9 protein-coding genes are annotated in these 14,249 nt (G+C 34.8%); 2 read left to right on the top strand and 7 right to left on the bottom strand.

The features are described from left to right. Positions 1 to 13 precede the first annotated feature (13 nt). Positions 14 to 2,191 carry an O-linked N-acetylglucosamine transferase, SPINDLY family protein gene (locus MW688_RS22050; RefSeq protein ID WP_486738163.1) on the top strand — a complete coding sequence of 726 codons (2,178 nt, stop codon included), beginning with the start codon at positions 14 to 16 and terminating at the stop codon, positions 2,189 to 2,191. Between the two features lie 4 nt (positions 2,192 to 2,195). Here MW688_RS22050 and MW688_RS22045 read toward each other — a convergent pair whose 3' ends face one another. The 7 genes from MW688_RS22045 to MW688_RS22015 form a co-directional block, all read right to left on the bottom strand. Then, a complete protein-coding gene (locus MW688_RS22045; RefSeq protein WP_486738162.1) occupies positions 2,196 to 2,855 on the bottom strand; it encodes a MotA/TolQ/ExbB proton channel family protein in 660 nt (219 codons plus the stop codon). Between the two features lie 40 nt (positions 2,856 to 2,895). Continuing rightward, positions 2,896 to 5,217 carry a M48 family metalloprotease gene (locus MW688_RS22040; protein WP_486738161.1) on the bottom strand — a complete coding sequence of 774 codons (2,322 nt, stop codon included), beginning with the start codon at positions 5,215 to 5,217 and terminating at the stop codon, positions 2,896 to 2,898. 97 nt (positions 5,218 to 5,314) lie between these two features. Beyond that, positions 5,315 to 7,165, bottom strand: a complete 1,851-nt coding sequence (gene drmB / locus MW688_RS22035) for a DrmB family protein (protein WP_486738160.1) — start codon at positions 7,163 to 7,165, stop codon at positions 5,315 to 5,317. 37 nt (positions 7,166 to 7,202) lie between these two features. Continuing rightward, a complete protein-coding gene (locus MW688_RS22030; protein WP_486738159.1) occupies positions 7,203 to 7,367 on the bottom strand; it encodes a hypothetical protein in 165 nt (54 codons plus the stop codon). Next, the gene (locus MW688_RS22025; RefSeq protein ID WP_486738158.1) at positions 7,351 to 8,301 is read right to left on the bottom strand and encodes a GDP-L-fucose synthase family protein; all 951 of its coding nucleotides are present in this window, start codon (positions 8,299 to 8,301) and stop codon (positions 7,351 to 7,353) included. Before MW688_RS22025 ends, MW688_RS22030 begins: the two co-directional genes overlap by 17 nt. Before the next feature lie 57 nt (positions 8,302 to 8,358). Next, on the bottom strand, positions 8,359 to 9,396 hold the full coding sequence (gene gmd / locus MW688_RS22020; RefSeq protein WP_486738157.1) for a GDP-mannose 4,6-dehydratase: 1,038 nt from the start codon (positions 9,394 to 9,396) through the stop codon (positions 8,359 to 8,361). A gap of 119 nt (positions 9,397 to 9,515) precedes the next feature. After that, the gene (locus MW688_RS22015) at positions 9,516 to 10,247 is read right to left on the bottom strand and encodes an undecaprenyl-phosphate galactose phosphotransferase family protein (RefSeq protein WP_486738156.1); all 732 of its coding nucleotides are present in this window, start codon (positions 10,245 to 10,247) and stop codon (positions 9,516 to 9,518) included. Between the two features lie 578 nt (positions 10,248 to 10,825). Between MW688_RS22015 and MW688_RS22010 the strand changes: the two genes are divergently transcribed. After that, a complete protein-coding gene (locus tag MW688_RS22010) occupies positions 10,826 to 14,152 on the top strand; it encodes an FkbM family methyltransferase (protein WP_486738155.1) in 3,327 nt (1,108 codons plus the stop codon). Positions 14,153 to 14,249 lie beyond the last annotated feature (97 nt).

The following is a 14,249-nucleotide window of genomic DNA, read 5'->3' as shown; positions in this document are numbered from 1 at the left end:
CTATCTATTTAATATGAACTGGAATTCAGAAGTAACCACATATTTAGAAAATCATAACTATCAGCAAGTTGTCGAATTTTACGAAGCTAAAATAGGCGAAACACCCGATGATGTTTCCCTATACTGGTATTTAGGCTTAGCTTATCTATTAGCAGAACAAGAAGGGGAAGCAGTAGGAATTTGGTTATCGGTTTTTAGTGAAGGAGAATCAGAGGAGATAGAAGCTTGGACTAGAGAATTAGTAACAATTTTAGAAACAGAAGCAACTCGTCAAGGAGATTTAGATAATAACTATAAAGCTTGGTTGATTCGTCAACAAATATTAGAATTAGCCCCAGATTTAATCAATAATATTTTGCACTTAATTAATTTAGAAATAAATCTGGGGGAATATAAACCAGAGAAATTAAAAGAATGGGGAGTATATGAGTTATTGGAAAAAAATACTGTAGATACTATAGATAATCAGTTACTTCTAGAAACCCTAGACTCGATTTTACCAATTCCTACTTATGAGTCGGTAGAATTTGCTGAAACTGTGGTCAAAAACTATCCTGAGATTAATGGAGTTACCAGTAAAATTACTCAAAATGCTCAATTAATGGCTTATGAAAGAGGGTTTCCTGCTTATGCGGTGGACTTAAATAAAATTTGCCTAGCAACTTACCCTGATAATCTGTTATTTTACAAAGATCAATTTTGGTGTTTGACAAAAGCTCAAAAATATGAGGAAGCTTTATCTGTAGCCGAAGAATTTTTACAGAGGTCTGATCAGATTTTACTCAAACTATTTGCTTATTATCAAGTATTTCATATTTATATGCGAAAGGCAGATTGGAATAAAGTAACAGAAGAAGCTAAAAAATACAAAGAATTAATCAAAGATTTGATTAAGGAAAAATACTTATTTGTTCCCGACTTTTTAAACAAAGACTTTATTATTGTTGGTAATCCTCTACTATATATTGAAGACAATCCTAAAGGAAATCGTCCTCTGTTAAATGAAATTGCTAGGATATTTCAAGAGACTACCAGAAGATTAATCTCAGATCCAGAAATTTTACAAATAAAAAACACAAGAATTAAAAATAAAAAGTTGAAAATAGGTTATGTGGCGCACACCCTGAGAAGACATTCGGTAGGGTGGTTAAGTCGCTGGTTATTTCATTATCATGATAGAGAGGCTTTTTCTATACATATTTATTTAGTAAGTCAACAGGCAGAAGCATTTACTAAAACTTGGTTTGAACCATACTCTGAGGCAACACATTATTTTGAGAGGAATAGCAACAAAGCAATAGAACAAATCAAAGCCGATGAAATTGATATATTGGTAGACTTAGACAGTACCACTCTTAATTTAACTTGTCAATTAATGTGTTATAAGTTAGCGCCAATACAAATTACCTGGTTAGGCTTAGATGCTTCAGGGATTCCCGCCATAGATTACTTTATCGCTGACCCCTATGTGTTGCCAGATGATGCCCAAAATTACTATGTAGAAAATATTTGGCGTCTACCAGAAACTTATTTAGCTATAGACGGTTTTGAAGTTGGGGTTCCTACTATAAGTAGAAAAAGTCTAGATATTCCCGAAGATGCCGTTATTTATCTCAATATTCAAAACTCTCAAAAAAGACACCCTCACTGCTTGGAATTACAAATGCAAATCTTAAAAGCAGTGCCTAATAGTTACTTCTTAACTAAGGGTACAGGAGATCCAGAAATCATCAAAGAAGTGTTTACTAAGGCAGCTTTAGACCATGGTATTAATCCCGACAGACTACGCTTTTTAGACCGCACTCCTAATGAAGAAACCCATCGCGCTAATTTGGCGATCGCCGATGTGGTTTTAGATACTTATCCTTACAATGGTGCTACTACTACCCTAGAAGTTCTCTGGATGGGTATTCCCTTAGTGACGCGAGTGGGAGAACAATTTGCCGCTCGTAATAGCTATACTTTTATGAAAAATGCCGGAATCACTGAAGGAATAGCCTGGACAGATGCTGAATATGTGGAGTGGGGGATTAAATTAGGTACTGATGCTAATTTACGAAGAGAGATTATCTGGAAACTGAGAGAATCTCGTCGTCATGCTCCCCTATGGAAGGCGAAAAAGTTTACCCAAGAGATGGAGAAAGCCTATCAACAGATGTGGGAAATTTATTGTGAGAAAAACCCTGAATAATTTACTAGCTAGAAATCTCTGACATTAATTTCTCTCGATTTTCACTCATCCAGCGTTGACGGTAAATCATCTCTAAATCACTTCCCGCCTTGCGAAAAATTCGCACTTGATAAGACCAAAGAGCTTGAAAAATCCGATAAAAAGCCATAGTAATAATTGCTACGATTAAGCCTGTAGCCGTAGAAATAAGAGCTTCAGCGATACCTAGGGATACTCCCGTAGTGGAAGAGTTACCCAAATCATTAATCTGAATTGAACCCAAGGAATTAATTAATCCCAAAACTGTCCCCAATAACCCTAGTAAGGGAGAAAGAGCGATGACTGCTTCTAAGAGTTTATCACCTTTGCGCATTGATCCTAGTTCTTCATCAGCGGCGGTTTCTAAAGCTAAATGAAAAACATCAGGCTCAACTTTTGACAACCGTAATGGTGCGTAAAGAAAGCCTCCAATAGGGTGTTTACGATATAAATGGGCTACTTTTTCTACTACTTCCCAATTACCTATAGCTGCATCCATAATCTTGTTGAGAATTATGCCTTCTCTAGAAAGTAGCTTACTCCAAAACCAGATGCGTTCAACTATTGTTCCCAAGGCTAAAATTGATAATAAGAGTAATGGCCACATTGCCGGGCCACCTTTTGTCATAATCTCTCCAAAGTTCATGTGTATTCCCCTTTTATCCTCACCTTCTGCAATATCCAGTTTAGATTACCCATTTTAACATACTCAATACACCTAGAGTTATCCAAGCGCAACCTATGGCGATCGCTCTTAAATTATAATAGGTTTTTACACTCTCATCTTCAGATGTTAACTCTTTTAAATCTAGCCAAATTCCCACCCCCCTCCGAAACCAACCTGATACTTTTACTTGAGTTCCTAGGGGAAAATTTGACTGTTTTATTTCTTTAGGACAGTGACGCAAATTAATTATACCCAATCGATCTTGTATTTTCAAGTCATTAATCAATAAACTTCCTTTTTCTCTAGTTCCGATTAATTTTCCTGATATTTCTACTTTTTCTCCTTTTACTGGGTTAATAGAGGAGTTATAAATTAAGCTCATTATTTTACTTTCTTTAATTTTTTTATTTCCAGAATACATTAACAAACTTCTTACTATTATACTCAACCCTAAACAAAATAGAGGTAAACTTACTAACATCTTATTATATTCGCTAAAAAAGTAAACAATTACCCCTATAATTATCCCTCCAATTAATCCGATTATCGGTAAATTTAAAATTATTAAATCCAGCCAGACATTATGCTTGAATTTATTTCTACTTATTTGTTTTTCTTCTTGAATAGTTTCTTCTAATTCAAGTTGAGTATATAAGTTTAATTGTTGAGCATAATTAGTTAAAACTCTGAGTCTTTTTCCTATCAAAGGATGAGTAGCGTTTAATTCTAGCCATTTAGCCATAGGGTTAATTATATCCCAGGTAAAAATTCGTCCCACATTGTTAGATTCGAGGAGGGGACAGGCAACCCCAGCAGAAATCGCCATTTGATAATCATAAATGCCCATAAGGCGAGTCTGCACCAGTAACTTATTAGATTTTGTGATATTTTCTTTAGGTGTAATTATACTCTGGGCTATTTTTAATAAAGCACGAATTAAAGCATTAGGATTACCTGTCGTTTTCACAGCAAAATAGTCAGCCTGATGTTCTCTAATCCGAGATAAATAAAAGAGAAAATAAGTTCCCAGATTGTAAATAAAACTAGGCATAATTGCCTGTTGATGTTTAGGCTTAGTAATTGTATTTACCAAAATATGAATGGTATTAATTAAACTATAACCAAAAGTAATTACCCAGACATCTCCATCAACAATATGTCCTAACTCATGGGCATAAACTGTAGCGATAGCTTCTTCATCCTTTTTCAAGCAGGAAAACAAGCCTTTAGTGAGTATTATGCGGGGCTTATTAGGAAAAACTCCATAGGTAAAGGCAGTTGGAGTTGGATCATTGATGATGCCCAAGCGTGGTAAATTAAGGTTATTATCTCTACAGACATTGTGAATTGTTTCTGAAGCTTCTTGAGAGTAGTAGCTAATTTCGCTAATGTTTACCCAACGAATATTATAGTTATTTTCATATATAGAATCTAATAGTTTTGTAGCCGTAAAAAGTGCTATCAAATCAACAACTACAGTTAAGGCGATGGCGATTTTCACTAAACTCAAAAAAGCAAAAGAAGCCAACCAAAAATTTAACAACCAAGCCACAATCAAGATTGGCCCTAAAGTTAGGATAAAAATCAATCCCAAAGTAATTGATATAGCTAAAAATAGATTACCACTCGATGGAGCTTTTTTAAGTGTTATATTTGTTTCTAGACAGCGCTTAGGTAAAGGTTTAGATTTAACTGTCAATTGAGCTGAGATATTTTCTTCTAAACTAGCTGTTTTTAAAGCTTCATTTTCTAGATAGGTATTCTCATCTAAATATTGATTATTTTCTTGATTTGCGTGAGTTAGTTTCAAATTGGGTAGTTTTTCCTTAGCCCAATTTTGAATCATAGTATCTTGACTCCAGTTAAGTTCTTCACACAAACACATAGCATTTTGTGTATCTCTTGTAGCTGTGTAAGCTTGAACTAGCCACATTTTTGCTTGCTGAACTTCTAGAAGATTCAACTGATGATTATGGTGACAATATTCCTCAAGAAGATTAATTGCTTGGGGATAATTTTTGTCTCTCAAAGCTTGTTGACCTTCTTCAAAAATAGCGTTTAGCTGTTCTATAGTATATTTAGGGGTAGCTTGAATGGCATTAAGCCATTGTTGAGCCCATTGACGCACGGAGAGAGTCTCACTAGCGGCCAATTCTCTACAGATATAGATTACTGGTTCTCTTTCACCGAGACCATAATATGCCCTAGCCAAACCTACTTTGGCTTGAATATATTCATGAGAGTGATAGTTGGTGTAACTATCGCAAAAATCCGTTAATAATTCTATGGCTTTTGCATATTGCTGTTCTTCTACAGCTTTTAATCCTTTTGTTAATGACATTCTACCGACTCTACTGAGTAAACAGATAATTAGCGATATTTTATATTTTATAAGTACCCAAAATTGAGCCACAAATTAACATTTTTGAGGCAAAAATTTAGCCAAAATAGGCTATGTCTGATTTATTCATAGTTTTCACTAAGATAGCCCGATCTAAAAATTTGTTTCCACGTTCACAAGCAGTTTCAGGAGCAAATAAACAAGCATGACAAGCGGCCCAATGTAAAGAAATATTACCTTGATTAGGTTTATGTTCAGCACAAAGAGGATCTGAGGTACAGAGTTTAGTAGTTTCCAAAGCACTAGCGATATGATAACCGAGAGTTTGAGGATTACCCAGATTAACTAATCCTCCCAACGTTCCCTCACTATCGGGAGCTGCTGTATAAATTAAAACTCCTCCCTGAGGGCCATTTTCAGCGCTAGGAGATTGAGAATAGATGCGTTCTTTTAAACTAGCTGCATTATAACCACATTCGATTGATAATTGACACATCAAAGCATGGGTAAAAGAATGAATTAACAAATAGCGAACACCCAGCAGAGATGCTTTTTTTGGATCTAATCCTCGACTATTGAGCCAGTTTTTTTGAGCTTCTTTTAGTTCAATTTGATACTTTTGAACTGCTGCTAAATTTTCCCACTCTTGTAGCTTATCTTCGTTAAACTGTAAAAAGATGCCTTCGCCTTTGACTTCTGTAGCAGGAACCCAAGTAGGTTTTTCTCTACTTAGAGAGACTTGATAATCTTGAGGTGATTGTTGATTATCATCAAGGTCATTGGGGGATTGTATGCGTGTAAATCCAATTAAAGCTTTAACTTCTCTGAGTTTTTCTACTAAAACTATGCGGTCAAAATAACTTTCGTAACCACGAGGTGCATCTACTGGATTGAGTTTAAAATTATCTGATTCTGGTGTTTTTTCTGGTTGAGATAAAGCTAACCACTCTGGTGTTTTTAAGTCTTGATATTCATCGGGTTTTATGCCTTCTTTTTTCTTGCGAATTACTTCCCAAATCTCTGCATAAGAATATTTATTTAGTTTGATTAGTTGTCCAGTACTTTGGAGTGTTTTTACAATTATTTCTAATATTTCGGGTGTATTGGCTCTTTCTAAGCTTTGCCAATTATCGGCGACAATTTGCTCTAATAAGGCATTTCCTGCCGGGAGAGAAAGAGCGGATCTCGTTACTGGAAACCAGCTATTAGAGGCACCTAGTAACATAGTTTTCATTTGATGTTGACAACTTTCGTCAAAGGTTCTTAGATGAGGATTTCGTCCCCGACATTGGGGCATATTTTGTTTACCCCTTTCTCCAAAAGCTTCAGATAAAGGACGGGGTGGTACTTCACAACTATCGCATTTGACAAAGATTTCTGTAGTAGATCCTGAAACGCCACGTTCTTCTAAACGCAGTAATCCTTTACAGTTGGTGTTGCCTCGGTGAACAAAAAAGTGCCAGGGAAAATCATCTAAATGTCCTTGTTCACAAGCTACTAGAAAACGCACAGGAATGCTAGGGCGTGGTTTATTCGCCTTGTTACAATTTTGATGGACATAATAAGTTTTCTCCTGGCGATATCGGTCTGTTTTTAGTTGAAATAATTGTGATTGCAATGGGGCCAACAGATTACATTCAGGACACACCATCCAACTAGGAAAGGGTGCTACAGGAATGCCGATTAAATTCTCCCAGGGATTAGGGTTATCATTGGCTTCTGTATCAATGGGGGGAGGACAGAGTTTTTGAACTTGTCTCCCGAGGTGTTTTTGAACATCCGCAAGCAGTCGTTCTTCTTGGAGTAATAACCCATTGTCGGCATCAAGCCATTCTTCTAATCCCATGATAATCACAGAGAAGTTAAGTAGGTCTGCTACAGCACCTACTCCATAACTAAAGAGGATTTGACTAGGTCGTAGTTGACCTACTTTGTATTTTTTAGCCATGGCGATCGCAATTTTTTCTCAGGATAGCTTAATCTTGCTATATTTCTGGTTTTGGTTTGTCATCAGGTATTTTGGGAGCTGTATCTACTTTTTCCAGATGGTATCCCTGTTTTTTTAATTCTTTAACAAATGCAGTAGATTTTTCTGGTTGCTTTACTCCCTGCTGTTTTTTTGCTTGTTTTAGTTTAGCTTTTCTGCCCATTTACTTGATTCCGATACCATTCAATTGTTTTTTTCAGTCCTGCTTCTAAGGACATTTTAGCAGTAAAACCAAATTTTTCTTTAGCTAAGGAAGCATCTAGGCAGCGGCGGGGTTGACCATTGGGTTTATCTGTTTCCCAGATAATTTCTCCTGAAAATTCCATCAATTCACTTATAAGTTTTACTAAGTCTTTGATGCTGATTTCTTCATTAGTTCCTAGATTAACTGGTTCTGACTCGTCATATTTTTGAGTGGCTAAAACAATTCCTCTGGCGGCATCGGTAGAGTAGAGAAATTCTCTCGTGGGACTTCCATCTCCCCAAACCGACAGGTTTTTATTCCCTGTAGTTTGGGCTTGATGTATTTTATATATTAGTGCTGGAATTACATGGGAACTTGCTGGATTAAAGTTATCTTCTGGACCGTAGAGATTTACTGGTAATAGATAAATCCCCTTAAATCCGTACTGTTGTCTATAGGCTTGTAGTTGCACTAGCAGGGCTTTTTTGGCGATTCCATAGGGTGCATTAGTTTCTTCTGGATAGCCATCCCAAAGATTACTTTCTTGGAATGGTACTGGGGTAAATTTTGGATAGGCACAAATTGTCCCGATACAGACAAATTTTTCTACTCCCCCTCTATAGGCACTTTCTATTAATTGAGTACCCATTAACAAGTTATCGTAAAATAGTTCCGCGGGTTTTTCTCTATTTAGGCCAATCCCTCCCACATGGGCAGCTAAGTGAATAACTATATCTTGATTAGCCACTATTTTCTGGCAATTATCTAGTTTTCGTAAATCGCAAGAGTGCGATCGCGGTATCGTCATCCTCTTAGCTGTCGCTCCTGCTTCAATTAGTTCTTGAACTACTTGGCGACCTAAAAAGCCCGCACCTCCTGTCACCAGGATATTTTTTTCTTTTAAATCAAGCATTTTTTTCTTTAACGATTCTTGACTCTTTAACTTGACTCTTTCACTTTAATCGTTTTTTCAGACATTTTCTTGACCTAAAGCTTTTAAATCTGCATCTACCATCAATCTTACTAATTCTTCAAAATTTACTGATGGATACCAGTTTAATTTTTCTCTAGCTTTTTGGGGATTCCCTATGAGTAAATCTACTTCTGTCGGACGTAGGTATCTTTCATCGAATTCTACATAATCTAACCAATTGAGATTTACATAACTAAAAGCTAATTCCAAAAACTCTTTCACTGAATGTGTCTCACCTGTAGCTATTACATAGTCATCTGGCTTCTCTTGTTGTAGCATTAACCACATAGCGTTTACGTAGTCTTTGGCGTAACCCCAGTCTCTTTTGGAGTCTAGGTTTCCCATATACAGTTTCTTTTGTCTCTTTGTAACTATCTTCGCTACAGCTCTAGTGATTTTTCTTGTTACAAAAGTTTCTCCACGTCGTGGCGATTCATGATTAAACAAAATTCCGTTACAGGCAAATAAATCGTATGATTCTCGATAGTTAATAGTTTGCCAATGGGCATATACTTTTCCGCAGGCATAAGGACTACGAGGATAAAAAGGTGTTTCTTCTGTTTGGGGTATTTCTTTTACTTTCCCGAACATTTCTGAAGAACTTGCTTGATAAAATTTGATTTCTTTGCCTGTACGTTGTTGATAATCTCTAATTGATTCTAATAGTCTTAGAGTCCCCATAGCCACTGTATCCACTGTATATTCTGGAGAGTCAAAACTTACTCTTACATGGGATTGTGCCCCTAAATTATATATTTCTTGGGGTTGTATTTGTTCTATTATTCTGCCTATGGTGGTTCCATCGGTCAAATCTCCATAGTGTAAGAATAACCTCGCATCTGGGTTATGGGGATCTATATATAGGTGGTCTATTCTATCTGTGTTAATTGTGGAAGTTCTTCTGATTATACCGTGAACTTCGTAGCCTTTTTCTAAGAGTAATTCGCTTAAATAAGAACCATCTTGACCTGTGATACCTGTTATTAAAGCTCGCTTCAAATCAACACTCATTAATTTTTCGTTTATTGTGTACATTAATTATAGTATATCCTTTCATGCTTTTTCTAGAAACTTTTAGTTTTTCCTTTATATACTTTAAGTCCAGTGCGATAGAGTGTAGGAATCTATCGCCACTGTTTTGTTTAGATAGGAATTTAATAAGCTCCGTTTTTATAGGGAAATAAGACGATACTAATGGTTTTAATAATAATCCAAATGTCCAACCACCAATAGCGATAACTAGCGTAATAAACGTCTATTTTTACCCTTTGAGGATAGGGTATATCATTACGTCCAGATACTTGCCACAAACCAGTTATACCTGGGCGTACTGTGAGAACTTTATCTATAGAGTGACCATATTGAGATAATTCTTCTGGTATCAATGGTCTTGGACCTACAATACTCATATCTCCTTTTAAAACATTCCAGAATTGAGGAAACTCATCGAGACTAGTTATTCTCAAGAATTTACCAATCCAGGTAATGCGCGGGTCATCTTTTAGCTTAAAATTCGCTTCAAACTCTTGACGCAGATGTGGATTCTCCTCCATCAGTTTTTCTAAAACTTGGTCGGCATTTTGAACCATTGTTCTAAACTTGATACATTTAAAACGTCGATAATTTTTACCCACACGTTCTTGTATATAAAAAATTGGTCCTTGAGAACTTCCGGCTATTAATATCGCTACCAATAAATACAGTGGTAAACAGGTAATCAGAACCAATAAAGAAAAGACGATATCAAATAAACGTTTAGCAGAATTTCCGTCTAAAGCTTTCAAGGGAAGACTTAGGTATTTATATTTATTTGATTGAGGTAGGGGACCTCTTCTTAGCAACCCTCGTACTAGCTTGACGGAGATAAGTTGGCTATTAGCTGTCATCTCACTCCTATACACACACACCACATTTAATCATCAGGTCGCTGATTAATAAGCAAGCTCCATAGAGCTTTCTATCTATTCAGCGAACTATTCCCGAAAGGGATCATTCTTATTGTTACACACCCTTAGTCTGAATGCTCAATTTCTTAGCTAAAATCTTGCCATTGAACTTTCAAAAATATCTGAAGACTAAAGGCGTTAATATTTTAACAAAAAACTAGTTGTAGCTAGGGGGATGATAGGCTACTTTTAAACTATATTACTTGACTCTCATCTGTAAACTTGAAAATTTTAGCCAATCTTAATTTTTGCTAATTAACTAGTACACATATATATGAGTAATGAGTCTTGAAGTAATGAGTAATGAGTTTTGAAGTCTTGAAGTCTTGAAGTTTTGAAGTAAAAGAATTGATCCTAACCCCTTAAACTCAGACCCTCGCATCTTTACCCAAAGTTACTTGTGGATGAATAATGAGTTTTGAAGTCTTAAAGTAATATTAAGTCTAAGTATAATCATGATTTTTCATGGCTATATAATATAATAGAATTGAGATTATAATCGATTATTCACAAAACCTATGAATGTTGAACCTTGCTGCCTAAATTTACTATTTGTTTTGTTACCTTTGATAGACCAAGAGAAAAAAGGTGTTTGTATTGAAATTGGTGTGGGAACTTTTGCTTTTTATTGTGAAATATTTGCTCGTCAAGGTTTTAAAACCATAGCCGTTGAGCCTTTACCTGTAGATAATCTTAAAAAATTATGTAATAATCTCAAGATAAATTTAATTGAGAGTTGTGTTTCTGAGATTAATGGAAAACAAACTTTATACATAGGCAATTTTCAAGGTTCAGAAAATCTTAATCTTTGCTCTTTACATTCTGACTGGTGGGGTGCTTCCAGCAAAAAAATAGAAGTACCTTCCATAACTTTATCTAAACTCATAACAGACAATGACGTTACAAATATAACCTGTTTAAAAATCGATGTAGAAGGAGCCGAGTTAAGTATTATTCAACAACTAAAAGAGTTACCTCAATCTTTGTTACCGACTGTAATTATGTTTGAGTATGGAGGTGGAGATAGCAAGCAAAGTAATGATAAAGGATGGTTACCTAAATTTTTAAATGCAACTAAAGAATGTCTCAAAATCTTAAAAAGTTGTCAATATAGTTTTAGTATTCTCATAGATGCCGAAGAAAGCGAAGAAGAAAGAATATTTGATTTGCAAACTATTGATTTAGATAATGATTATATTTTTAGTTCTAATGCTCAATGGGGCAACATAATTTGTATCAAAGGATATACTTTTAATCCTGTAGAAATTAAACAACTATGTTCACCTTTTCGCCAAGAAAAAAGCCAAGAAAAAAGTATTTTTAATAAAACCGGAGAAGAATTAGTAATTGAAAAATTTATTCATTCAGAAGATATTGTCTTTGATGTAGGAGCTCATCTAGGTGATTGGAGTCAACCAGTATTTAGTAAATATAGCGATGTAGAGATACACCTATTTGAAGCAATCCCGCAAAATTACCATAAATTATTACAAAAATCAGGGCAGTTTTTAGAAAGTGGTAGATTTTTTGCTAACAATTGTGCTATAGGCGCAGAAGAAGAGATTAAAAACTTTTACCATTATCCCCAGCAACCTAGTTGGAGCACTTCTTATCGTAGGTTGGAGATAGAAGAAAAATATAGTTTACCAGCGCCGCAAGAATTTCCTGTTATTACCACAACTTTAGATAAATATGCTCAAAGAATGGGAATTAAACGGATCAATTTTTTAAAAATAGATACTGAAGGGGGAGAATTAGATGTACTCTATGGATCCGAAAGTTTATTAAAAAAAGGAGGGATAGATTTTATTCAGTTTGAATATGGCGGAACTTATTTAGATGCAAAAATTACCTTAGAACAAGTATTCAATTTTTTGAGGAAATATAAATACAATATTTTTAAAATACTTCCCGAAGGTTTATCGTACTATCCTGAATTTAATAAAGCTTTAGAAGATTATCAGTATAGTAATTTTTTGGCTTGTAATGAAAGATTTCCCTTGAATAATGGTCAAGATGCTCAACCTCAAATGTTTGATTTACCTAAGATGTTGCAAAAATACAACATTCAACCGAGGGGAATCATTCATTTAGGAGCACATCAAGGAAAAGAAGCGAAATTATATCAATCCCTAAAAAGCAACAAAATTTTATTAGTAGAAGCAAATCCAGAAATATTTACTCAATTAGAAGAAAATATCAAAGATATACCAGAAGCTCAAGCCGTTAACTGTGCCATTAGCAATGAAAATGGGACAGTTACATTGCATATAACTTCAATGGATCAAAGTAGTTCTATTTTACCATTAAAGAGGCTAACTGAATACTACAGCATGATTGAAGAAAGTAAGCAAATAGATGTACCAAGCAAAAAGCTAGATAGTCTTTTAGAAGAGCTTAATTTGAAGCCATCTGATTTTAATTTTCTCAATATTGATATTCAAGGAGCTGAGTTACTCGCATTAGAAGGGGCAATTAATTTATTACCACACATAGAAGCAATCAACACAGAAATTAATTATGTAGAATTTTATGAAAATTGTGCCTTAATAGATCAAGTTGATGAATTTTTAGAAAATCATGGTTTTATCAGAGTGGCAACTACTACACCCTATCATCCTCATTGGGGTGATGCTTTTTATATCAAAAAACCAGTGATTACTATGTCTACTTTAGGTAGAAATGGAGGTTTTGGCAATCAAATCTTTCAATATGCTTTTCTCAAAATTTACTCTCAAAAACATAACTTGCATTTAGAAACACCTTCTTGGATTGGTCAAGATTTGTTTGGAATTGAAGATCCCCCGATTACCAAAAAATTACCTAAACTAGATGCTATATACACATCATACTCACAACCAATTATTGTCAATGAAAATGAAGTATTTCACAACGTAGACTTTTGGGGCTTTTTTCAATACCATACTCGCTACTACGCTCCCTATAAAAACTATTTTCGCTCTTTATTTCAACCGATACCAGAGCTTAAGAAAACACTTAATGTAGCATGGAATAAGCTTTCTCTAGACAATAAAACTGTAGTAGCCCTTCATCTGAGACGCAATGATTTTGGCTGTGGATACTTTTTTATTGCGCCAAGTAAATGGTATCAAGATTGGTTAGAGGGTTTGTGGGAAACTTTAGATAATCCCATATTGTATATAGCTAGTGATGATTTAGACCAAGTAGTTCATGATTTTGATAAATACAATCCTATTACATGTCATGACTTAGGTCTTAATATACCTCAAGCTCAATTTTATCTAGATTTTTGGATGCTTACTCAAGCAAATATAGTAGCAACATCTAATAGTTATTTTTCTGTTACAGCTTGTTTATTAAATGAAAGAGCTAAATTCTTTTTCCGCCCTCATTTAACTACAGAAAAATTAATTCCTTTTGATCCTTGGCACAGTGAGACAGTGTTCAAAGAAGCAACAGTAGAAGAAAATATTGCCCAAAAATATCAAGATGATCAAGTCAATTTAGTAATTTTGCCTGATTGGCAACAATCAGAAGAAATTTTATACGAAGATTTATCACAGGCAATTAATATTTTTCTGCAACATCCTCAAATAGATAGGTTAAGATTGTTTGTTCTGTTTAGTAAAATATCAATTGAAGAAGTTTACTTAATAATAGGTGATATAGTTATGAATATATTTTTAGAAACTAATTTAAGCGATTTGAATATAGAGCCTCAAATAGAACCAATTCATTGGATGAAAAACTTCAAAGATAGACTTAGAATTAGAGGTAGAATTGCATTATCTCATGAAGATCAAGGTGTAGTCTCTGAAACAAATATACCAACAATTGATCTCAATAGTTTAACTTTTGAGTAATTTGGCAATCCTCACTACCTACTTTAGTGCTTTCCTTGAATGTAAAAAACACATAATAAATATACTCAAATCTTGCATCTTTCTCCAAAGTTACTAC

The sequence above is a fragment of the Johannesbaptistia floridana genome, assembly GCF_057440575.1.
Note: the sequence above shows the minus strand (reverse complement) of the source record. Positions and strands in the feature narration are given on the sequence as shown.